We start from the raw sequence: 23,660 nt of genomic DNA, 5'->3' as shown, positions 1-23,660 counted from the left end.
AGTACAGGCGGGTATATGCCCGCCTGTACCTGAAGTAATGTTTATTTTAAATCATCTTCTGTATAGTATCCGGAATCAATCAGCAGGTCTTTATAGTTATCAACTGTACAAACCTTTGGCTCGCAAAGATAGGTTGGGATAACGCCTGTGCCGTTGTCATAGGATTCTGTATCGTTTACTTCTGCTTCTTTGCCCTGCATAATAGCGTCTACCATCTTAACGGTCTGGTTTGCCAGGTCACGGGTATCCTTGAAGATGTCCATAGACTGCTTTCCTGCGATTAAGTTCTTCACATTGGCAACATCACAATCCTGTCCGGTGATTACCGGATATTCTCCTGTGTAGGAGGATGCCAGAGCATTCTGTACGCCCAGAGAAGTAGAGTCGTTAGAGCAGAGAACTGCGTCAAGGTTTGTTCCGTCAGAGTAATTACCGGAAATAATAGTGTCCATACGGTTCTGTGCTTTCTCTGTAGACCAGTCAGCAGTAGCAACCTTTGCGAATTCAATCTGTCCGGAAGGTACTACTAATTTGCCGGAGTCAATGTAAGGCTGAAGCACATCCATGGCTCCTCCGTAGAAGAACTGTGCATTGTTGTCTCCCGGGTCACCGGTTACGATTTCCAGATTAAACGGTCCCTCTGCATTTTCCAGATCCAGCGCTTCCTTAATGTACTCGCCCTGTTTCTGGCCTACCATATAGTTGTCAAAGGTTGCATAATAAGAGATTGCATCGGAGTTCATAATCAAACGGTCATAGGAAATTACAGGAATGCCTGCTTCTTTTGCCTTTTCCAGCGGGGTGCCCAGGGACTCTCCGTCAATGGAGGCAATTACCAGAACATTTACGCCGTTGGATATCATGGTTTCAATCTGAGATACCTGTGTGGCAATGTCGTTGTTGGAGTACTGAATGTCTACTTCGTACCCTGCGTCCTTCAGCTGCTGCTCCATATTCTGTCCGTCCTGGTTCCAGCGCTGGAGATCCTTTGTGGGCATTACCACGCCTACAATGTTTCCGCCGGCCGGTGCAGCGGTATCAGAAGCCTCTTTGGCGTCGTCTGCCTTATCTTCAGCAGGTGCCTCCGTCTTTGTATCAGAGGAGCTTGCGCTTGAACTGTCATCGCCCGAAGTTCCACAGCCTGCAAATAGTCCTGCGACTACCATGGTTGATAATAAAATACTGACTACTCTCTTTTTCATTCTTTACTTACCTCCCAAATGTATTTGTTTTTTGTTATGTCTAAACTATATCACAGGATCTATAGGACTTTTTTACGACATCCTGCACTTTATTGCCATAATAAAAAAATGCCCCGTGTCAACAGGACATTTTTGTGGTAAAAAAATACTATGTGCTATTCTTTTCTAATGTTCAGATAGACCTCTTCCTCTGAATGGAAATTAGTGTCAATGATCTGGGTCTGCATATTTTCTTTTGTAACCGCTATGGGATCCAGGCTGATGTACGGAACATCAAAAGTTCCGTCGTTTATGGTACCTGTCACATTGACGCAAATGCCGTTCCCCATCTTTACTGCGTACTCAGCTGCTGTCTCTGCCTCGGTCTCCACCGGTTTATACACAGTCATAGCCTGTGTTCCCTCCACAATCCTCTGGCAGGCATTCAGATCCGCATCCTGGCCGGTGACCACTACGGTACCTGCCAGACGGTTTTCCGTGAGGGCCCTCACCGCCTCTGTGGCCAGCCCGTCGTTGCCGCACATGATGCCTGCCACGTCCGGGTAAGCCTCAAGCCCTCTGCTAACCGCATCGTAGGCCAGCTCCGCGGTCCATGCGTCACAGTACTGCTGGTAGACCACATTCAGCCCGCTGCCCTTTATAGCCTCAGAAAACCCTTTTTCTACCTGGCTCACATTATTATCCGTCGGGGGCCCTTTAATGGCGAATATATCGCCCCCTTCCGGCAGTCTCTCTTTCAGGGCCTCCCCCATGAGCCTTCCCACCTGTTCATTGTCAAAGGAAATATAGAGATCCACGTCCGCATTCCGGATCAGTCTGTCATAGGCAATCACCTTGATTCCCGCATCCTTTGCCTCCTGCACTACATCTGTCAGACTGCTGCTGTCCACTGCAATTATGGTGATTACATCCATTCTCTTCTTGATAAAGTAGCGGATCTGGGAAATCTGCTGATCCACATCCCCGTTGGCGTTCTGAACGTTAACCTCTGCTCCCTGAATCTTCGCTGTGGTCTCGAACACATCCCGGTCCCGTATCCACCGCTCCAGTACAAAGGTGTCAAAACAAAGCCCTATCTTCACCTTACTCTCCCGCGGAGCGGGTTCCTCCTTCTTCTCCTCACTGCCGCATCCGGTGAGGGCCGCGCAGATGCCCAGCAGCAGGAACAGTCCTATCATTTTCTTTTCCTTCTTCATTAGCCTAACCTCTCTCTATACTCGCTGGGGGTAACTCCTATGTATTTTTTAAAGATTCTGCTAAAATAATTGGGGTCACCGTATCCTGACATGGAACATATCTCTTTTACACTCAGCTCCGGATTCTTGAGATATTCCTTGGCATTTTCCATTCTTACCTTGGTGAGATACTCAATAAAGTTTTCCCCGGCCTCTTCCTTAAACACCTTACTGAAGTAATATGGACTTATGTTAACCATCTCAGACACCCCGTCCAGAGAAATATCCTTTTGAAAATTGGAGTTAATGTACTGCTTTACCCTGGTTACGATTCCTTCTGTCTGTTCCTCCTGTTTACTGGTGATATTTCTGCACACCTCTGTGATTTTCTTCAAAAACCAGGTACGCAGCCCCTCGTAGCTGGAGTATCCCGTTACCTGCTCCAGGTAATCCTTCCGGTAGCGGAATTCATACGTCATTCCCCCATTGAGAAACGCCTCTCTCTCCGCCCGCATCACAAACTCCAGAACCTTTATCTGTATATCCGCCTGGCAGTCCGGGTAATTCTGTACCATCCACTCAAAGAAGAGATCTGCCTGCTGTCTGGCCCCGTCCATATCGCCTCTGAGAATCATCTGAAAAAGCTTCTTTTCCGTATCTGCAGGATAATCCCCCACATACCCGCATCCAATGGGCAGGTCTTCCACATGGGCAACCCGCCCCTTGCTCTCTGTCAATGCTCTGGATGCCTCTTTATAGGAATCATTAAGTTCCTCAAAAGGCTTCACCCCGCCGATGCCCACTTTGAACTTGGCGTCTATATCCTTTTCCAGACGGCGGACCATATTCCTGGACTTCTCTATGATTTGGATCCTCTCGTCATATGTTAAGCTCTCCTGTTCCCAGGGTACAAACAAAGCTATCTTATTGGACATCACCGGTCCGATGCAGCAGTAGAAAAACCCTCTGATAATTTCCCGAAACTGGGAGTAAAAGGACTGGGCTTTTACACTCATCCCCACAGCATTGGTAAGAACCCCCTCCGTAATTGCTTCCCCAAACTGGACCACCATCATGAATCCGTATTCCTCCCTGACATCCAGAAGCTGCCTGTAATTCCCGATTTCCCTGTTCCTTCCCTCCTGCAGCAGAAGGCTGTAAATAAACCCGCTCTCTATCACAGGAATTACCGTCTCCAGCTTTTCCTGGATTTTCAGGGACTCGCTCCGTTTCCTCCGCTCTTCCTCTACCTTCTGCATGGCCCGGACCAGGACGTCAATGACTACCTTACGGTTTACAGGCTTTGTGAGGTACTCCAGAACGCCAAGATTAATGGCCTCCTGTGCGTAGGCAAACTTATCATAGGCTGAGATTACGATAAAATGCACCGATGTATGGAATTTGCGTATCTCCTGCATCGCATGAATCCCATTGATTCCCGGCATCTGAATATCCATAAAGACAATATCCGGCCGGAAGGTCTCTGCCAGTTCAATGGCAGCCCTTCCGCTTTTCACACACTGTATTTCTACCGTGCCCCTGAAGTTCGATTCAATAATGGTTTTCAGTGATTCCAACATAATTCCTTCGTCATCTGCCAGCAATATCCTAAACATATCCTTCTCCTTTCCGTGTACTTACGCTGTCTCCAGAGGAATGATAAGTGACACGACCGTACCTTGATCCTGCCCTCTGCTCTCTATTTGAAGCAGCCCTTTGCGGTCATAATAAAGTTCCATCCTGCTCTTTACATTATTGATTCCAATGCCGGTGGAATCTGACTGCCCCCTATGGCCCTCCAGCGTATTCTCCAGTATAGCTTGTATCTTCTCAGGCTCCATCCCCTTTCCATTATCCTTTATCCGGATGATAACCTCTCCGTCTTCTCTTTTTACAGTAACATGGATGTACCCCTCTCCCTCCATGTGGCGGATCCCGTAATTCACAGAATTCTCTACAATGGGCTGGAGGATCATGCTGGGAACACGGATATCCTCCACCCCGGCATCTGTCTCTTTAATATAATTAATGTCTCCTGCAAATCTCACATTTAAAATATAAATATAGTTGTCAACCGCCTCCAGTTCTTCCCCAAGCGTGGCGTCCTCAGACATCTTCCGCACATTATACCGGAAAAAGTCTGCCATCCGTTCCACAAACAGACAGGTCTTCTCCGCATCCTCCATCATGGCAAGCTGTGCCCCCGCGTTCAGGGAATTAAAGAGAAAATGCGGATTAATCTGTGCCTGCAGGTATTTCAGCTGCGCATCCTTGAGATGGTTTTTCATCAGCAGTTCCCGCTCCATCATCCGCTGCTCTTTTTCCATACTTTCCTTCGTTCTCTGAATATGGTCCCTGATGCTGTAAACCATCTGGTTAAAGGCTTTTGTAACAGTGCCCACCTCGTCTGCGGATGTAACCTCCAAAAGCGGAGCATTCAGGTTCCCTTCCGCCACCTCGTCCGCAGTCCGGGCCAGCAGAATCAGGGGACCTATGATGCTTTGGGTAAGCAGAACCAGAAAGATAATATTGACCACTGCCACAAATATGAGGATCGCCGTGCTCACAACCTCCATATATTGCAGAGAAACCAGAAGGGTTTTGTAGCTGCTGGAATTCACCTGAAACTGCTGCCGGTTCAGATTGTCTATATAAGAAGTTATGTACCGGTACAGCTCCTCAGCCTCCGCATAGCAGTCTTTATACCGCTGTATATTGCGTCCTCTCTTGGCAGCTACCGTGTTATCCATTGTAGCCAGATACGTATCCGACATGTTTTTAATATTTTTTTCCAGTAAAAGCATACTGTTGTCCCGGGTTTCTCCGTTCAGATCCTCCAGCAGATCCCGAAACTGCTGTCCGCTTCTGTAATAGTTCTCCAGCGCGGAGGAGCTTTTGGTACTCAGATACTCATACACATCCTCATGGGTACTGGTCAGGGCATCCGACAAGTCATTGAGGGTAATATTGCTCACATAGATCTGATCGATCCGGTTGATGGATCGGTTTACTTCCTTATAAAGCAGCAGATTACTTATCAGCAGCAGAAGGGAGGTAAATCCAAAGCAGAGGAGCAGCTTTTTTCTGATCGATAAATCCTTTATAATCTGTTTCCAATGTCTCATTCTTCTATTCTCTCTTTACTCTTCCATATAATCCGCAACATTTTCTTTGGTAATCAGCTCCAGATCCACACTGAAATATTCACTTACATATCCCATCTCTCTGTACTCCTGCAGAGCCTCCACACTGTATCTCCCTACCTGCTCCGTATCCAGCTCAAAAGCAGCCGAGGTTGTTCCCCGGGATATGGCGTTCAGAAATGACTGGGTGGGATAGTAGCCGATGATATCCATCTGCCCGACTTTATTATAGTCTATGAGAGCCTGATAAGCACACTTAGTATCTATCTCATCCAGGCAGACCAGAATATCCGGGATGGCCTGTGAATCCAGAAACACATCCCGGATTGCCTCTTCAGACTCAAAGGTATTACCGCTGTTGATCCTCAGGGCCTCTATCTCCACCTGGCTACCATAGGGAGATTTTTCTTTTATTTCTGATTTAATCTGAGAAAATGTAAGATTTTTACTGGGATCTTCGATATCCCCATTGATCAGCACCAATATCTTTTTTGTATTTTCTGTCATGGTTCTGCAGATAATCTCCCCGTACTCCTGCCCAAGCTGAAAGCTATTGACTCCGATAAAGCTTTTTCTTTTGGTATTGGAAGCATCTTCCATCACAGTTACCACAGGAATATTGTTGGCAGATGCTTTGTTAATCAGTCTCTCCACCTCTGGGTCTCCGTTAGGTTCTACAATGATGCCATTTACTTTGGATGCAATACCAATCTCCAGATAATCTTTCGTGGTATATTCCGATACCATGTCCCCGCCTACATACTCCAGATATGCATTATGCTCTGTGGCTTCTTTTTTTGCACTTTCATAAATCGCCTGCCATAGAGGAGAACTGATATTGTCTGCAATCAAAACATAATGATATAAGTATTTCTCGCCGCTGTCTATCTCACCGGTCTGCATGTCTCTAACGATGTGACGGTAAAATCCCCATCCCCCTGCTGTAATCAAAACCAATACAACCAGTACTGCTATAACCGGTATTATGCTTTTCTTCATATACTTCATCTCAGATACGCCTTTCTTTGTTTATTCATTATACTATATCAGGAAATAAAAAAAGTAACAACTCCTCAATGGAATCTGTAAAATAAGTGTCTAAAAAACCGCCATTATCGGAGATATTTCCAATAATGACGGATTTTTACAGTCCCGTTATTTTGTCTCTGTCCATTCTCCTGAACCGTTCAAATAGTACCATCTTCCACCCGTATACAATCGTCCGGTTGCCATAGCTCACATGTCTTTTTTCCTTTTCTCCGCTCATTTTATTTGTTATCACCAGAATAGCATGGATGAAACAGGATAAAATTGTTAATTGCTGTATGTTTTTGTGTCAAGTAGTTTTTTTAATATATGATAGGACTTTTTTGCTATTATGCATGACAATTTTCTCCTACAATATGCCATAGAAATCAAATTCCCTGTTTTTCGTCTTTCATTTTGTATACACATCCGTGGATAAAACAGAGCACTTCGACAAAAAGAAGCATGCTTTTAGATGCCTGTTCTTTTTGCTGAAATGCTCTGTTTTCTTCTAATCATCCATTTATTTTTATAGAAGGGCTCAACGTAGTTCTTCGCGGCGCTCTACGCTGATTGTGTTTATCTCATCAGAAGTCCAGGGGGAAAATTGGCCTTTTTATTTTTTTCAGATTCAATGTTTCAAGATTTCCTGTACTGATTCCAGGCGGATCAACCGTAATAATATGATCCGTAAACTTTTTAAAATACGCCTTAAAATGCTGAGCAGATTTCACACCAATGATATTGTATTCTCTGAAATCTATTCCCAGTAAAGAAAATATTCCATCATCCATGATCTGATAACTATTGCTAGCAATGATCACATCCACATTCCCCGCCTGAATCCTCACTGAGGCACCGAAGTTAACCGGCTGACCGTGGGTCATATCACTCAATATACAGTATTTTCCATCGCAAATACTCTTTACATAAGCATTTTGAATCCGTACGGGTTCCCCATGTTGATCATCCGTTTTCCCCCCAACCAGTAAATTAAGTGTGGTACCCACGCCTGAGCGGATTGCTTCCTGAACCGCCTCAGGATCATTGATTGCACCGATACATGTTTTTTCAATATTTCTCTCAAGCATTTCTCTGAGGAGCCATGTACCGTCTCCAGGCGTGCCAGCTCCGGGATTATCTGAAGTTTCGTTAATAACAATAATCTTTTTTCCTTCTGTGATGTAAGTTTCTGCTTCATCAAGACCTTCTTTCACAGACAAACAATCTGATCTCAGTTCTTCTCTTCTGTCATACACATAATCTGCAATATCTTTGGCAGCGGCTTCCGCTAAAACAATATCTCCATCCGTGATTACAACTGCGGCACAGCTGCAGTCTTCGATATCACTATAAGGAAATCCCTGTACGAAGACACTGTATTTTATATTTTCTATTTTTTCCTTCCCATTGCAGTATTGAAGGATCGATTTCATAGGTTCATTATCCGTACACCCCATGGTAATGGGCAAAAGGATAGGGATTTTCTCTACATGCATCTTAAGCTTATCCGGTTCTTCAATCAAAGTTTTCATGAACCTGGCCGCCAGTTCCCCCGTCTCATAGGTATCAATATGGGGATAAAGCTTTGAGGGAACGAGAAGGTCTGCATTTTTTATCATTTTCTCTGTGATATTAGCATGGGGATCCAGAGTCATCACGATTGGAGTCTCCCAGCCAAAGCGGCTGCGGATCTCCTCAAGAAATGCACCTTCAAGATCCGCCTCCGATTCAGACACACCTGCACCGTGAAAAGCAAGACAGAACCCATCAATTGGAATTGAATCATCAACTCCGGCAAAAAAGCTTTCCTTAAGTGACTCAAAGCATCTTTGGGAGATCTTTCCGGACGGAGAAGCAAACGCACAGAACGCAGGAACTATTTCAAGGCCGATTGCCGCTCCACCTTCCATAATACCGGTCAAGTAGTCCCGAAACCTAATCTTGCAAAGATTAAAAACATCTTCCTTCTCATGCCACATCAATGTCCTTCTGAAATTTATTTCTTCTGTAGGGTATTTTGCAAGAGAACTGCTCTCATGCATCACCTCACCAACTATAATCCTCTTCATGACTTTCCTCTCATTCAAACTGTCTCTAGTGGAAAATATTTGCTGTAAACACCGCAAAATAGCTTCCGATAATATAACCGTAAAGTCCTACCAGTGTTGCCGGAGCAATCAAGCTCTTCCAGCCCTTACTGATTACATAAGCTGCAGCAGTTGTAGGTCCTCCAAGAGAAGCATTGGAAGCGGCAAAGCATTCCTCAATGTTCCATTTGAAGAATTTTCCAACCAGCATAACTCCGCCAATATTTAACACAGCCATAATCAATTTAAACCCAAACACTGCAGGAGCAACAGCTATTACATCCATTATCTTTGCACCTGCGCCTACCTGCACAAACCACATGGTGATCATAATTGTTCCCAATTCCGTTGCTCCATGAATATTTTCAAAAACCTTTGGAAATGCCGTGCTAAGAGCAATGGTAATGGTTGTCATGACCAGATAAATATTACCCAAGAGCAGTTTAACAACTTCCGGAAGTGCCTGTGCATTGATAAAGTTACAGAATGTCTGCGTTATTGCCAGAATAATAAAGGAGATGGCAATACACTTTGCGATATCTAAAAGAGATATTTCATTCCTTTTCCAGAACTTGGCGGCCTGCGTGGTTCCATCATCTGCTTCGTTTACAAGATTTGCTTCAAGAGCATCAATATGCTCATGTTTAAAGTTCTTTCGGAAAAACTTCATGTTTGGCATAGCTATAATAGCCGTAGTCCATACAATAATAATCAGATTGCCAATGATAAGGGATGCATTCATAATCGAATCATCCAGCTTAAATGCATTAGCCATGGCAACAAGATTTACACTCCCACCAATATCAGCGCCCACCTCAACCGCTACCATGCCAGCTGTCTGATCTGCCAGTGCACCTTTAAAAAGGAATCCGCAGATAATACCTCCAATAACACTGAAAATAGCTGCTACATGAAAAATCAGAAATAATCTTCCACTTTCCTTTACAATTTTTTTCAGATTAGATTGGAAAAGCAGCAAGGGAATTGCCAGCGGAAGAACATACTCCCCAAGAGTTCCATAAACTGGAGACGACGTGGGAATCACGCCAACGTTTACCAGAATAAGTGAAGCAATTAATGCTAACAATACAGCTGAAATCTTTGCGCCCCAGGTAAATTTCTGTTCAGTGTAGAATGCAAGAGCAGTAATACCCGCAACAATCGCCCACATTGCCCACAGATTATCACCAGAAATAATAGATGCCATTTTGTTACCTCCTCGTATTTTTTCTTAATTTCATTTTAGCAGAACCGCCCTGTACACTGGTAATATAAAAAATACAAATGTCTTATGAAAAATATATATTAAAAAAAATATATTACACTTGCTTTTATGTTAAAATAAAACCATCAAATCAATAATTGGGAGGATATACAAATGAAGATTGTACAGTTAATCCAGGTTGTTGAAATTGCAAGAGCCAAGTCTATCACCCAAGCTGCAAAAAACATGTATATGGCTCAGTCAAATTTGAGTACATCCCTCAAATCACTGGAAGAGGAACTTAACCAAACAATATTTAATCGAACCGAAAAGGGAATGCAGCTCACCCCTTTTGGTGAAGAATTTCTAACCCAGGCAAAACTGACTATTAAACAGTTTGATTATATCAGAAATATGGCAGATATTCAGAATAAGTGGTCAATGAATCTAAGTATATCTTCCTATTATTTTTTGTTTGCCTCCTATATTTATTTAGAGCTGTTTCAGCAAAATCAGGATAAAAATATTACTTTTCATTTTGAAGAAGCATCCCGGGGAGATATCATCCATTCCGTATATAACCGTGAATCAGAATTGGGAATACTTAGCCTGCCTACTTCTACACGAAATAAATGGATCAAATACATTGAGCAGCATGATCTGGAATATCAGAAGATCTCCGATGAAATACCCATGGTCATGGTAGGTTCAGCTTCTCCGTTATATGAAAAAACGGATGAAGACATCATTTCCATCGAGATGCTGAAGGATATGCCAATGGTTGATTATGAGGAAAAACAAAAGCTTTTTGATGGGGCAAATGCGCATATTTCCCCCTCTGTATTCGTACCTTCAACTCTGTTAAAGGTATCCGACCGGGCGACCTTAATTGACTTTCTGCATAAAACACCCTGCTATCATATTGCAACTTCAAACAGAAACGCCTATCAACAATACACCTACCATGACGGAATCAAGCCTCTTCGTCTTATGGACTGCCCTTTTTCTTATGAAATCGGATGGATCAAAGGGAAAAACAATTATCTGTCTACCCTTGGAAAGCAATTCCTCGTAAAAGCACAAAGCATGCTCATTCTCGAAAAAAACCCTACAATCAAATAGTTTTTATTTCACAAGCGTTTGTTCCTATCCCAAAGTCTTAATACACAGTTTATATTTTTTTCAACTCTTCATCACAGATTCATCACATTTTACCTGTATTATAATAATTGTTAAGAGGCCAACAACCTAACGCAAAACTTTTTCTTTTTCTAAAGCCAGCATCCCCCGCAGGATGCTGGCTCTCCTTCATTTCAGACCCTTTTCGTTCAAAATTTCTCCTCCACAGATTGTCAGTAAAAACATATATGTGTGTTTTACAAGTTATAATGCACAAAAAAGATGAGATAACTTATGGAGTTATCACGAAATTTTCGTTAAATATTATACTAAGCGCCAATTGTATTGACGTCTATACGTTTATATGTTATATTGAAACCACTTCATAAGAAACCGTAGCAAAAAGGAGGTAAAATTTTGGTCACCACTTTGGACATTACATTGGACAGACAGAGTATGGTGCCTTTATATTATCAGCTGAAAGAGCAGATCTACCATTTAATACAGACAGGAGTCCTGAAGTCAGGAGATCTCCTTCCGTCAGAGTCAGAACTGTGCGATACCTTTGGACTAAGCCGTGGAACTGTACGGCAGGCAATCAATATGCTGGCCGAAAAAGGGTATGTTACAAAGGAACGGGGAAAGGGCACCTGTGTGAGAAGGCCCAGTCTGAACCATGACCTTCTCGGGGATTACAGCTTCGGCATGGGAATCCGGAAGCAGGGACTTACTCTTAAGACACAGACCTTATTAAAAGAAGTCATTCCGGGCAAGAGAAGCATCACTGACAGACTGGAGATAGATAAAAAATCAGAAGTAATTCATCTCATCCGCATCCGCTGGGCTGATGAAGAGCCCTGGATCTATGAGGAAAACTATCTGGAGGCCGCTGCGTTTCCAGGTCTGGAGCAGCGCAACTTCGATACCGAGCTGCTGACTGAGATACTCGTACAGGATTACAATATTAATCTGACCCGGGTTTCCGCATTTGTAGAGCCCACCATTATTAACGAGAAGTATGCAAAGCTTTTAGATCTTGACGAAGGTCTGCCTGCACTGGTCATGGACCGTGTCATTTATCAGCATGATAATAAACCGGCAATATACAGCCATGCACTGATCCGCGGCGACAGATGCCGATATTATTTTAGTGTAACAAGATGAATAGGAAAGCCATGCGCATTAGAATACATCTGGTATTCTTGCGCTTTTTATAAAGGTATAAACGTATATACGTTTAAATGTATATAAACACTCTGTGTTTATTTATAGCGCTATATTTTAAATAGTAACCCGTAAAAAGTGAACCAAAGGAGGTATTTTATGTGCGATTTTGATTTTCAGCCTATCATTGACGTGATTGTGGACGGAGAAGGGGACGATGCGGCGGAGCTTGTCCAGGAAGCGCTGGATGCGGGAATTCCGGCAGCGGATATTATTGACAAGGCTCTGGTTGTGGGTATGCAGATGGTCTCAGACAAGTATGACCAGAAAGAGTATTTTGTTCCGGATCTGGCCGCTTCTGCGGACGCCATGACAGAAGCACTGGATATTCTGAAGCCCCTGTTGGAACAAAAGGATGGAGAAGACAAAGGAACCGTAGTAATTGGAGTGGTAAAGGAATGCAGCCAGGAAATCGGAAAGAATATAGTTGCGGCTATGCTGAGCGGGGCGGGCTACAAAGTCTATGACTTAGGTACTAATGTAGCCCCGGACACCTTCATCAGTAAAGTAAAAGAGGTCAATGCCGATATCCTCGCCATGTCTAACCCCATGCTGCAGACTACTAAGTATATGAAGGAAACGGCGGAAAAGCTGGAAGCCGAGGGACTGAGGGGTAAAGTAAAAATCACCATCGGCGGGGCTTCCACCAATCCCGAGACTGCAGCGCAGGTACTGGCGGATGCATGGTCTAAAAACGGAAATGAGTGTATTCGGGTGTGTAACCGTTTAATGGATGATTTACAGGCATAGTCCGGGGAAGGAGTGCTAATTTATGAAATCAAATGAAAGAATTGACAGGCTGGCCGCACAGCTGCATGAACAGGTAATGAATTCCGGGGAACGGATGACTCCCCTGGAAAGATTCAACTGCGTAAACGTCCACCACGCAAAACCGGACCGCCTTATGGCCTGGGCATTTTACAGAGAATACCCCAGGTATTTGGTGGATTATAAGGTACGTGACCTGGAGACCGATTATCTGAAAGAATGTGAATCCATGCTGGCAGGGTTAGTTGAATTCGGGTTTGACACTATATGGACGAACGTGGACCTCTACTCTGTAACACCGGAAATAATGGGTGTAGACATTGATATGATTGAGGACGCAGTCTCCGTTCCAAAGGCTGCCGTGCTGAAAAAGCCTGAGGATCTGAAGCTCCTGAAGGCAATTAACCCGGAAACAGACGGAAGGCTTCCGGTGGTTCTGGATACCGTAGCGCTGCTGAGAGAGAAGATCGGGGATATTTATCCTATTATCGGTCATTTAAGCGGACCCATCTCCCTTGCCTGCTGCCTGAGAGGCGCCAGCAAGTTTGTGGTTGATATGAAAAGGAGACCGGATTTTGTCCGGGAATTGCTGGACTACTGTGCGGACGTGACAATAACTATAGGAAAAGCCCTTCTGGATCGGGGTGCCGTGGGCATCTCAATGGCAGACGCCACCGGATCTCCGTCCCTGTGCAGCCCCAAACAATACAACGAATTATTTATGCCTGCCTATATGAAGATTCAGAAAGCGCTGGCATGCATGACCCCGCCCGGGGTAAGATGGCATTCCCAGTCCGGCATTGATGAGGTTGCTGATATCGAGAAATTTGTTACAGAGTCCTGCGAGGCCGGCAATACCGTATTTCATGTGGCAACGCCCTGGGCATTAAACTGTGATATTAAGAGAATCCTGGATATTCTGAAGTCTTACGGGGCGTGCCTGTGGTTTGGAATAGCGCCTGCGGCCTTTGCCAATCTGACAGAGGATGAGATGGAGACCCTGGTAAAAGAATATATCGATACATATGCCAGGGGATATGAAGGTTATTTCCTGATGGGACCCAATATGCTTAACGATACCTCAAAGCCGGAGCTGGTGAAAGCCTGGATGCACGCTATGAAAAAATACGGAAAATGTTAAGCGGAACGGGTCAGCCTGAATGCCCGGCACCAAGCGGAGGTTAACTTTTATGGAGCAAAAAAAATTATACGACTGTTTTGAAAAGGATTTTACAATTGGCAACGTAAGGATCGGGGGCGATTACGGGGAAATACCCACGGTACTCATCGGCAGTATATTTTATATGAATCACCGGATTGTAAAGGATCCGCAGACCGGAAGCTTTGACGAAGAAAAGGCAGGTGCCCTGATAAAAACCTGCAATGCATTATCCGAGCAGCTGGGGGTAAAGTACATGCTTGACGTTATCGGCAATACCCCGGAAGCCCTGATCCGGTATATAACATTTTTAAAAGGTATTACTGATGCCCCGATATTATTAAATGCAACTCTGCCTGAGGTACGGATTGCAGCACTTCAGGAGCTTAACCGCAGGGGGATGCTGGACGGAATCGTCTATAACTCCATCAATGGCTTCAGCACCTCAGAGGAGCTGGAGGTTCTGTCCCGGCTTCCCATTCAGGCGTCTGTCATTCAGGCTTACAATCCCGGCAGCAAAAAGGCTGACGGACCATATAAGGTACTCACTGGCAAGGGAGGAAAGGAGGGCTTCCTGGACAAAGCAGCCCGGGCTGGAATGACGAAAATCATGGTAGATATTCCCGCGCTGGATCTCTCTAATATGGGGACCATCCCCTATGCCGCCAGAGTGATCAAAGAGGAACTGGGAATTCCGGTCGGTACGGCGCCGTCAAACGCCACCTATGCCAGCCCCTGGCTAAGAAACAAGGAAACCATCAGCACTGAACAGTTCAGAGCCGTGGATGCATCAGTTAACTCCTATCTGGCAGCAAACGGATGTAATTTTCTATTTATCGGTCCCCTGGACGGATGCCGCTGGGTTATGCCCTCTGTTGCGGCAGTAAACGCATTCCACGTCTACGGGAAGCGCTCCGGGGGAATCTGTCCCCTGACAAAAGAACACCCTATGTACAAAGTGCTGTAGCAAATCTACTATAATCAGACCTTGGGAGGTGAAATGATTATGTTTACTTATATTATGGTATTTGTTATTGCTTTTGCCGGAGCGTTTGTCCAGGGTATCACAGGCTTTGGATCCGCTATGGTGTGGATGTCCTTTCTTCCTCTGGTTATTGCCCTTCCGGAAGCATCGGCACTGACCCCGGCTATGCTCACAATTATTGGTATCCAGATGACCATTAAGCTCCATAAAAATATCAACTGGAAAATGAGTGTTGTACCCCTCGTGGTATCCTTTATCAGCACAGCTATCGGTGCATGGATTATGACATTTACAACAGCCACCACGATGCAGCTGGTATTGGGCGTATTCCTTGTGATTGTAGGCATTTATTTCTTTGCCACCATGAAAAAAACCATTAAGATAAAACCCACCTATGCAAACGGCGGAATCGCGGGATTTGTAGCCGGTGTTTTTACAGGTCTTCTGAACATTGGGGGACCGCCTCTGGCCATCTACTATAATGCGGCGGCAGATTCCCCCCTTCAGTATAAAGCCTGTATCGAATTTAACTTCTTTATGATGTACGGGTGGGCCACTATCCTCAAATTTATGTCAGGTTCCTACACCACTGAGACCGTAAAATACCTGATACCCGGAGCCGTTGCCGTTATCATCAGCGGCATCGCAGGCCTTCACCTGTTTAAGAAGTTCAACAAAAAACTCGTGTCTGTTCTTGTGTACACCATGCTGATTATCATGGGAGCTTACCAATTCTGCAAAGGCATGAAACTATTTTAAGGAAGAGGGGATCCCATGGTTTACTTCATATTAGCTTTAGCAGCCACTGTCATCGGCACAGTAGTAGGTGTGGGGGGAGGTATGATCCTGCGGCCCCTGCTGAATCTCTTTGATGTCTCAAAGGGTCTGGCCTCCTTCACCTCATCCTTCACAGTCCTTGCTATGGCAGCTACAAATCTGATTACCTATAAGGCACAGGGCAATAAGGTAAAACTAAATAATATTGTCTATATGGGCTTCGGAGGGATTGCCGGCAGCTTTGTAGGCGCTTCCATGATGGCATATGTCCCTGCAGATACTGTGAACAAAGCGTATTTGGCTGCAATTCTGGTCATGCTGGTATCTGTAATTGTTCGGGAGAGAGTAAAGATGAAGGCCGTGGAGAATCCTCTCCTCAAGGTACTTCTCGGCATGAGCTGCGGTATGCTTTCCAGCTTTTTCGGCATAGGGGGCGGTCCGTTCTTGATGACTGTGCTTTTGGTCTTCCTGGATTTGGAGCCAAAGGAGGCGGCGATACAGAGTATCTTAATCACCCTTCTCACCACCTCCGGTTCTATGGTACGCTATACCATGAGCGGATATGCAGATCTCTCCCTGGTGCTCTACTGCGTGCCTGCAGGGATCTGCGGCGGTCTGATCGGCCGGAAGGTCACTGACCTGATAAGCCAGGGGACGGTCCGGCGGATGTTTTATATGGTACTGGCTGTGATCATGCTGGTACAGATCTATACCGTAGTATTTAAGTAGAAATGAATACAGCAGGACAGAAGCCGGGGGGAATGATAGTGGAACTTGTAAAAACAATAACTGCATTTGATTTTACATTAGAGAAAGAGCGTGTCTTCCGGACAGCAGAATGTTATCCCGGGATGCCGTCTTACAAAAAAGCAGAAACAATATATCCCGAAATCGTGCAGGGCCTGCGAAACGCCGTGTCCCCCTGTGCATGGATCTGCTTTGGCAAAACCCACTGGTACTGTCTGCTTACCCTGGGCAGCGGAGCAGAACCCTATGTTGTCTCCTGTGCTAAGGACACCCTTCTGAAAGGGCTGCTGGCGGATAAGGCTGCCGAGGAGCTGCTCTTCTCTATGGACAGCACCGTTGCTGCTGCAGTAAAAGCTGAGTGCAGAAGAAGGGAGGTGGGAATCAAAAGGCGTTTAGAAGCTCCGGAACAGCTGCCCTGGAAAGCACAGCAGATCATCCTAAAAAAGATAGAAAAAAACCAGCATACAGGAGTCACTGTAAGCGGCAGCTATGTCTTTCATCCCCCCAGGAGTATGGGCTATATCCTGGAGCTAACCCACAAACAGGACTGCTTCGCCGCAGTTCATGACTGCAGTACCTGTAAAAACAAAGAATGCCTTCGAAGAAACGGCAGGCAGCCGTTGTCCGGACCTCAGGTTCAGGCAGCAGAAAAACCGGACTGATATCCGGTTTTTCTTGCTGTTCTATTCACACTTTGTAACATACATAGAGATTCCCTGGCCTCCGCCGATGCACATGCTGATCATGGCGTCCTTCTTATCCGTACGCGCCAGCTCGTACATTACTTTCACTGTAAGAATTGCGCCCGTTGCTCCAATGGGATGGCCGATGGAGATTCCTCCCCCGTATATATTTACTTTATTCATATCCAGGCCAAGATCTCTGGATACCGCAAGTGCCTGGCTGGCAAAGGCCTCATTGATCTCAAACATGTCAATGGCCTGTAAATCTAATCCCAGCTTTCCGGCCAGTTTTTCGCTGGACAGCTTAGGCGCATAGCCCATAAGGGCCCCGTCATTGCCGGCCACTGCATATCCCCTGATGGCAAGCACTGGTTTTATTCCTAATTCCTCTGCCTTCTCACGGCTCATAAGAACTACTGCAGCGGCCCCGTCATTCAGGCTGGATGCATTCCCCGCGGTAACCGTTCCGTCCTTTACAAAACAGGGTCTGAGCTTTTGGAGCTTTTCTATGGTCTGCCCGTCTCTGGGGCCCTCGTCGGTGTCAAATACAGTGACATTCCCTTTCCGGTCCTTTAACTCCACAGGAAGAATCTCGTCCCTGAATTTCCCGTCTTTGATTGCCTGTACTGCTCTTCTGTGACTTTCCAGAGCAAAGGCATCCTGTTCTTCTCTGGACACATGGTACTCTCTTGCCACATTTTCCGCCGTTACACCATTGTGATAAGGGCCTAACGGCCATGTGAGAATATCAATCACTCCATCCTCAAAGACCTTGTGACCCATTCTGGCTCCCCACCTTGCGTCCTTCACATAATAAGGCAGCTGAGATATGTTCTCCGCCCCTCCGGCCACTACTATGTCGGCATATCCGGTCTGAATCTCCATCACAGCGTCGGCAATGGCCTGAAGACCGGATCCGCACTGTCGGTTTACAGAGTATGCTGTAGTCTCATTGGGAAGACCTGCCTTCAGGCTGATGGCCCTGGCTACAAATCCATTCTCTGCAATCTGTCCGACCTGTCCGATGATAACCTCATCCACCTTTTCCGGTGCAATTCCCGCACGTTTTACTGCCTCTTTCACCACCATAGCGCCCATATCGATAGCGGAAATATCTTTCAGACTTCCTCCAAAAGCTCCCACCGGGAGCCTTACACCGCTTACTGCTACTACTTCTTTCATCCTGCTTCCTCCTCATCTTATCTGAACATCTGCTCTTTACTCGTATTTATAGAATCCGCGGCCGCTCTTGCGGCCCAGATGACCGGCCTTTACCATAGTCTCCAGCAGAGGACACGGTCTGTATTTGCTGTCATGGAATCCTTCGTACAGCCCTGTCATGGTAGCCAGCATCACATCCACCCCCACAAAATCCGTAAGCTCCAGGGGACCCATGGGATGGTTCGCCCCCAGCTTCATGGCATTGTCCACATCCTCCGGACTGCAGCCTTCCATTACCATAAATGCTGCCTCATTCTGCATAGGAACCAGGATTCTGTTTACGATAAAACCCGGGAACTCAGGGGCATCTACAATGGTCTTTTTTATGCGATCTGCGAATTCACGCACCGTGCGGTAGGTATCATCGGAGGTGGCAAGCCCCCGGATAAGCTCTGCCAGCTTCATTACGGGTGCCGGATAGAAGAAATGGACTCCCATTACCTTGTGCGGCCTTTTTGTGGCTGCGGCGATCTCTGAAATGCTTAAGCCTGAAGTGTTGGAAACGAGGATGGTTTCCTCATCTGCATATTGATCCAGATTTGCAAAGGTTTCCTTTTTTATATCTATTTTTTCCGGAACTGCCTCCACAATCAGATACGCGCCTTTTACATCTTCGTACGTGCTGCTGTAGGAGATTCTTCCCAGGATCTCACATTTTTCCCCTTCCGTCATCTTCCCCTTCTGCACTTTCTTGTCAAACAAGGCGCTCAGGTTAGCCTCTGCCTTCTCCAGAGCACCCGGGAAGACATCTACATTTACTACCTCATATCCTGCCTGCGCACAGGTCTGGGCGATACCGCTGCCCATAAGTCCGGCGCCGATTACAGCTACTTTATTCAGCTCCATTTCCTCTCATCCTTTCTTTTGGGATCCCTGTCCCTTTTTTACAGCACCATGCCGCCTCCAACATTAATTACCTCTCCGGTAATATAGTCTGCTTCCTCTGAAGCCAGAAATGCCACCATATTCGCAACATCTGAGGGCTTGCCTGCGCGGCCCATAGGGATCTTTCCCACCATAATGTCCCATACTTTTTCCGGAACGCCTCTAGTCATATCTGTCTCTATAAAGCCCGGACAGATGGCATTGCAGGTCACCCCTTTTTTTGCCAGTTCTCTTGCCGCTGTCTTTGTCAGTCCGACCACGCCCGCCTTGGAAGCCGCATAGTTGGCCTGTCCCACATTCCCCAGCCAGCTGGCGGAAGAAATATTTATAATGGCGCCGCTCTCCTGTTCCCGCATCAGTTTTGCAGCTGCCTGTGTCATATAAAAAGTGCCAGTAAGGTTAACGGCAATTACCTGATCCCACTGTTCCACGGACATCTTATGCAGCATGGAATCCCGGTTGATCCCGGCATTATTCACCAGAATATCTACCTTTCCGTATGCATCCAGTGTCTTTTCAAATAATGCGTTTACCTCATCGAGGACCGCTACATTGCAGATTTGGTAAGAGGCCTTTCCCCCGGATGCCTCAATCTCCTGAACCACGCTTTGGGCATTTTCCTCCACCATGTCACAGATCATTACACTGGCTCCCTCTTGTGCCAGTTTAAGGGCAATTCCCTTACCCAGTCCTCTGCCTGCGCCTGTTACAATAGCTGTTTTTCCTTCTAATCTCATCTTGTTTCTCCTCTCTTTTTTACAGTTTCATATTCATAGGCCCCTGGTTAAACAGCCGCACGTCCATGAGTGCCAGCTCGCTGCTTACTATAGGAGCAAAATCCATCAAATCCAGTACCTGGGTTTTTAAGTCAATGCCGGGGGCTATCTCCGTCAGCATTACCCCTTCCGGCACAAGCTTGAATACCGCACGCTCAGTTACCACATATACTTCCTGACTCTTTTCCCTGGCCAGCTTCCCGTTAAAGGAATACTGGGCTGCCCGGCCTACCATTTTCCGGATCCTTCCTTCCTTTACTATGGTCAGTCTTTGATTTTCAAAGGAAAATTCGCACCCGCCTGCTGTAAAGGTACCGCAGAACACCACTTTCTTGGCATTCTGGGTGATATCTATAAAACCGCCGCACCCGGTACACCTGGGTCCCATTTTCGTGGCGTTCACATTTCCCTCTCCATCCAGCTCTCCGAATCCCATAAAGGTAATATCAACACCGGCCCCATTGTAGTAGTCCATCTGCTCATGGTGGCCTATCATGGCATACAGGTTCCGGCCGATGCCGAAGTCTATGCCTCCGGCCTGTACCCCGCCGTAGATACCGGACTCTACAGTAATCATAATATCGTTATTGATTCCTTCTTCATTGCTGATATTCCCTATTACATCATTGGGTATCCCCGTTCCCAGATTCACCACGCATCCGGCATATACCTCCTGTACAGCCCTTCTGCCGATAAATTTTCTCACATTTAAGGGCAGAGGCTCTATGGCATTCTGCGGAACCCTGGCCTGGCCGCTGTAGGATGGGTCATACACCCAGGATGAAGTCTGCCGGTGATCCTGCTCTGGATTTTCACACACCACGATCCCGTCGATAAAAACGCCCGGCACCGTTACATCCTTAGGGTTCAGCGTTCCTGTCTGCACCACCCGCTTTACCTGGGCGATTACCTTTCCCCCATACCTCTTGGCCGCAAGGACTGCGGGAAGGACTTCCAGCTTCATGGCCTCCTCCGTGGTTGTCAGATTCCCCATCTCATCGCATTCCGTGCCTCTTATGAGGCATACATCGATCGGAATCTCCCGGTAAAACATATATTCCTCTCCGTGTAAATCCATAATTTCCACGATGTCATCCAGCTTTTTGGTCCGGTCATTCATCTTGCCCCCTTCATACCGGGGATCTACAAACGTACCGAGCCCTACCTTTGACATTTTTCCCGGCAGACCGCAGGCCATGCTTCTGTATAGCTGGGCAATCTGTCCCTGGGGCAGGCAGTATGCCTCCACCTGGCTGTTGGCGATCATCTCCATCCACCGGGGCTGCAGGCCCCAGTGGGAACCAATAATTCTCTTCACAAGACCCTCATGGGCAAGATGCTGTATGCCGTCCTTCCGGTCGCTCTGTCCGCAGGAGTGAAGCAGCGTCAGATCGGCGGGGTGCCCGGTTTCCAGAAAGGAGGTCTCAATCCCTTTTAAAATTGATTCACACGCGCTCACCAGCGTCATCCCCACCGGACACAGGGTCATACCGTCTTTCAGATATCCGGCCGCTTCTTCTGCGGTAATAAACTTAGCTTTTAACATTCTTTACTCCTCCATTAACATTTTCCTGATGGCAATCTTATCTGTTTTCCCGTTGGGTGTCTGGGGAACTTTGTCTACGATTTTAATTTTCACCGGTACTTTATATCTGGCTATTCTCTCCCCCAGGTACTGCTGAATGGATTCCTGATTCAGGCCGCTCCCCGGTTCCAGGCAGACCACGGCAGCAGCCACCTCCCCGTAGAGCTCATCCGGAATCCCTGTCACAGCGGCATCCCGTATTCCATCCATCATTTCCAGCTCATTCTCCACATCAAAACACCAGATTTTTTCCCCGCCCCGGTTTATCATGTTTTTGATCCGGTCAACTACGAACAAATAGCCGTCCCGGTTAAAGTATCCCAGATCGCCGGTGCGGAGCCAGCCGTCCCGGAGCGTATCAGAGGTCTGCTTATAGTAGCCGTCCGGCACCAGAGTACCGGATATGCAGATTTCCCCCACCTGGCCGTCCTCCATCTCTTTGCCATTCTCATCTGTAATCTTAAACCGCGTACCGGGCACAGGCAGTCCCGAGGATCCGATATACGGGCTGGAAGCGGCATCGTCGGGAAAAACCGCTCCCGGGGATGTGGTCTCCGTAAGGCCATACACCGTATGAAAACTGGACTTTGGCAGCCATTGGTGCAGTCTGCGCAGCTTATCCTTGGGCATATTGCTGCTTCCGCAGGCAAAAGAACGAAGACTTTCTATGGGGGGCGTTCCTTCCCCTGCCTGTATGATTAGATTAAAGGCCGTGGGGGAGGCATGGATAAACGTAAAGCCATGCCTTCTGGCCTCCTCCACAATGCGCGCTCCGTCAAAAAACTTGTGGAGATAAAGATGTCCTCCGGTATAGACAAACAGTCCCAGAAGGGCCACCAATCCGGTAATATGATAGATAGGGGTTGCAATCACCGACACATCCTTCTCCGTAATCCCCAGGGTTCTTCTGTACACCTCAACTGCGTGCATGATATTATAGTTTTTTAGCAGCACTCCTTTGGATCGGGAAGTGGTCCCTGAAGTAAACATAATAATCGCAGGCTTCTCCCAGCCTCCGCCCGGGTATGCATCACGGCCGCCGGTTTCCTCATCAAAGCCGGCCGCCCTGTATTCCTCGCGGTATCCCCAGCCCTTTTCTGCATCAGTCACTGTCACCAGCCGTTCTCTGGAATAGGTTTCAAAAAACCAGTCCGCATACGCCTCGTCGCAGATTATGTATTCCGCCTCCGCACGGGAGGCCAGGGGCAGCACTTCGGATTTTCTGAACTTTCCGGGCAGAGGGACGGCAACAGCTCCCAGCTTTTGCAGGGCCAGAAATGCCGTACAGAATTCCGCGCTGTTATACAGAATAAGCCCTACATGGGTGCCCTCACCAATTTGCTTTTCCTTTCTCAGAAACTCCGCCAGCAGATCCGTCTGTTCCAAAAGCTGCGCATAGCTGCTGGTTTTTCCGTAATTATCGGTAATGGCCGGTCTTTGAGGAAATTTGTCCGCCGTTTGCCTCAGGGCCTGATACAGATTATCCATAAGACCCGGAAACGTTTCGATTGTCTCTTCCCCCAGAGTTTTTTGTTCCATCCCTCCGGGGCATCTATCCTTCCATAGTTCATTGCCATCCTTCATACTATTTTATCCTCCGCACAGATTGCATTTACGCAACCGATTTCTCTTTTATGTATCATAACAAATGATTTTTTTATCGTCAATGTATAACATTCACATATTAGCACACACCATTTTGTGCATTTTTGATATTCTTCTATTAAAACGCACTTCTTGGGTTCTCCCCTGCTATTTCCTTTTGTTTTTGTCGATTTTTTACAAATTATTCACCCATTTTTTATATTTATATACCAATTTGTTTATTTTTGCCACAAAACCCATTGTATTTTAATGATTCGTGTGCTATTATTTGGTTACCGAAAAAGAG

The 23,660-nt window shown here is 46.4% G+C and carries 21 protein-coding genes; 8 read left to right on the top strand and 13 right to left on the bottom strand.

The genetic code is table 11. The features are described 5' to 3' along the window. Nucleotides 1–41: 41 nt before the first annotated feature. From chvE to BUA56_RS12810, 8 genes are all read right to left on the bottom strand, one after another. On the bottom strand, nucleotides 42–1,202 hold the full coding sequence (chvE, locus tag BUA56_RS12840) for a multiple monosaccharide ABC transporter substrate-binding protein (RefSeq protein WP_072852350.1): 1,161 nt from the start codon (nucleotides 1,200–1,202) through the stop codon (nucleotides 42–44). A 155-nt stretch (nucleotides 1,203–1,357) separates the two neighbouring features. Further along, nucleotides 1,358–2,398: a sugar ABC transporter substrate-binding protein gene (locus BUA56_RS12835; protein ID WP_072852348.1), complete on the bottom strand. Its 1,041-nt coding sequence runs from the start codon at nucleotides 2,396–2,398 to the stop codon at nucleotides 1,358–1,360. Next, complete coding sequence (locus tag BUA56_RS12830; RefSeq protein WP_072852346.1) at nucleotides 2,398–3,993, bottom strand: response regulator; 1,596 nt, start codon at nucleotides 3,991–3,993, stop codon at nucleotides 2,398–2,400. The genes BUA56_RS12835 and BUA56_RS12830 overlap by 1 nt, the downstream gene beginning before the upstream one ends. A gap of 21 nt (nucleotides 3,994–4,014) precedes the next feature. Beyond that, nucleotides 4,015–5,502 carry a sensor histidine kinase gene (locus BUA56_RS12825; protein WP_072852343.1) on the bottom strand — a complete coding sequence of 496 codons (1,488 nt, stop codon included), beginning with the start codon at nucleotides 5,500–5,502 and terminating at the stop codon, nucleotides 4,015–4,017. Between the two features lie 15 nt (nucleotides 5,503–5,517). Continuing rightward, entirely contained in the window at nucleotides 5,518–6,519 is a 1,002-nt protein-coding gene (locus BUA56_RS12820; protein WP_158641004.1) for a substrate-binding domain-containing protein, read from the bottom strand. A 145-nt stretch (nucleotides 6,520–6,664) separates the two neighbouring features. After that, nucleotides 6,665–6,787: a hypothetical protein gene (locus tag BUA56_RS23875; protein WP_278320862.1), complete on the bottom strand. Its 123-nt coding sequence runs from the start codon at nucleotides 6,785–6,787 to the stop codon at nucleotides 6,665–6,667. Between the two features lie 346 nt (nucleotides 6,788–7,133). Continuing rightward, nucleotides 7,134–8,618 carry a M81 family metallopeptidase gene (locus tag BUA56_RS12815; protein ID WP_072852339.1) on the bottom strand — a complete coding sequence of 495 codons (1,485 nt, stop codon included), beginning with the start codon at nucleotides 8,616–8,618 and terminating at the stop codon, nucleotides 7,134–7,136. Between the two features lie 25 nt (nucleotides 8,619–8,643). Then, entirely contained in the window at nucleotides 8,644–9,843 is a 1,200-nt protein-coding gene (locus tag BUA56_RS12810; protein WP_072852337.1) for a DUF819 family protein, read from the bottom strand. Between the two features lie 171 nt (nucleotides 9,844–10,014). Between BUA56_RS12810 and BUA56_RS12805 the strand changes: the two genes are divergently transcribed. The 8 genes from BUA56_RS12805 (at nucleotide 10,015) to BUA56_RS12770 (ending at nucleotide 17,281) form a co-directional block, all read left to right on the top strand. Beyond that, complete coding sequence (locus BUA56_RS12805) at nucleotides 10,015–10,962, top strand: LysR family transcriptional regulator (RefSeq protein WP_072852335.1); 948 nt, start codon at nucleotides 10,015–10,017, stop codon at nucleotides 10,960–10,962. A 414-nt stretch (nucleotides 10,963–11,376) separates the two neighbouring features. After that, nucleotides 11,377–12,123, top strand: coding sequence for a GntR family transcriptional regulator (locus BUA56_RS12800; RefSeq protein WP_072852333.1), 747 nt, complete (start codon nucleotides 11,377–11,379; stop codon nucleotides 12,121–12,123). 159 nt (nucleotides 12,124–12,282) lie between these two features. Then, complete coding sequence (locus BUA56_RS12795; RefSeq protein WP_072852331.1) at nucleotides 12,283–12,933, top strand: cobalamin-dependent protein; 651 nt, start codon at nucleotides 12,283–12,285, stop codon at nucleotides 12,931–12,933. A gap of 22 nt (nucleotides 12,934–12,955) precedes the next feature. Next, nucleotides 12,956–14,092, top strand: a complete 1,137-nt coding sequence (locus BUA56_RS12790) for a uroporphyrinogen decarboxylase family protein (protein WP_072852329.1) — start codon at nucleotides 12,956–12,958, stop codon at nucleotides 14,090–14,092. A gap of 49 nt (nucleotides 14,093–14,141) precedes the next feature. Further along, nucleotides 14,142–15,077 carry a pterin-binding domain-containing protein gene (locus tag BUA56_RS12785; protein WP_072852327.1) on the top strand — a complete coding sequence of 312 codons (936 nt, stop codon included), beginning with the start codon at nucleotides 14,142–14,144 and terminating at the stop codon, nucleotides 15,075–15,077. Nucleotides 15,078–15,116: 39 nt separating this feature from the next. Beyond that, the gene (locus BUA56_RS12780; protein WP_158641003.1) at nucleotides 15,117–15,854 is read left to right on the top strand and encodes a sulfite exporter TauE/SafE family protein; all 738 of its coding nucleotides are present in this window, start codon (nucleotides 15,117–15,119) and stop codon (nucleotides 15,852–15,854) included. Between the two features lie 15 nt (nucleotides 15,855–15,869). After that, complete coding sequence (locus BUA56_RS12775) at nucleotides 15,870–16,601, top strand: sulfite exporter TauE/SafE family protein (RefSeq protein WP_072852323.1); 732 nt, start codon at nucleotides 15,870–15,872, stop codon at nucleotides 16,599–16,601. Nucleotides 16,602–16,603: 2 nt separating this feature from the next. Next, nucleotides 16,604–17,281, top strand: a complete 678-nt coding sequence (locus BUA56_RS12770) for a hypothetical protein (protein WP_072852321.1) — start codon at nucleotides 16,604–16,606, stop codon at nucleotides 17,279–17,281. A 21-nt stretch (nucleotides 17,282–17,302) separates the two neighbouring features. Here the strand turns inward: BUA56_RS12770 and BUA56_RS12765 are convergent, their stop codons facing one another. The 5 genes from BUA56_RS12765 to BUA56_RS12745 are packed head-to-tail and all read right to left on the bottom strand — an operon-like array spanning nucleotide 17,303 to nucleotide 23,353. Further along, nucleotides 17,303–18,484: a thiolase family protein gene (locus BUA56_RS12765; RefSeq protein WP_072852319.1), complete on the bottom strand. Its 1,182-nt coding sequence runs from the start codon at nucleotides 18,482–18,484 to the stop codon at nucleotides 17,303–17,305. A 36-nt stretch (nucleotides 18,485–18,520) separates the two neighbouring features. Continuing rightward, a complete protein-coding gene (locus tag BUA56_RS12760) occupies nucleotides 18,521–19,363 on the bottom strand; it encodes a 3-hydroxyacyl-CoA dehydrogenase family protein (protein WP_341443428.1) in 843 nt (280 codons plus the stop codon). 44 nt (nucleotides 19,364–19,407) lie between these two features. Then, a complete protein-coding gene (gene fabG / locus BUA56_RS12755; protein WP_072852316.1) occupies nucleotides 19,408–20,145 on the bottom strand; it encodes a 3-oxoacyl-ACP reductase FabG in 738 nt (245 codons plus the stop codon). A 19-nt stretch (nucleotides 20,146–20,164) separates the two neighbouring features. Beyond that, nucleotides 20,165–21,730 carry an acyl CoA:acetate/3-ketoacid CoA transferase gene (locus tag BUA56_RS12750; RefSeq protein ID WP_072852314.1) on the bottom strand — a complete coding sequence of 522 codons (1,566 nt, stop codon included), beginning with the start codon at nucleotides 21,728–21,730 and terminating at the stop codon, nucleotides 20,165–20,167. Between the two features lie 3 nt (nucleotides 21,731–21,733). Next, the gene (locus tag BUA56_RS12745; RefSeq protein WP_072852312.1) at nucleotides 21,734–23,353 is read right to left on the bottom strand and encodes a class I adenylate-forming enzyme family protein; all 1,620 of its coding nucleotides are present in this window, start codon (nucleotides 23,351–23,353) and stop codon (nucleotides 21,734–21,736) included. Between the last annotated feature and the right edge of the window lie 307 nt (nucleotides 23,354–23,660).

Source organism: Lactonifactor longoviformis DSM 17459 (genome assembly GCF_900129135.1).
Taxonomy (GTDB): Bacteria; Bacillota; Clostridia; order Lachnospirales; family Lachnospiraceae; genus Lactonifactor; species Lactonifactor longoviformis.
This window is presented reverse-complemented; position numbering and strand designations above follow the sequence as displayed.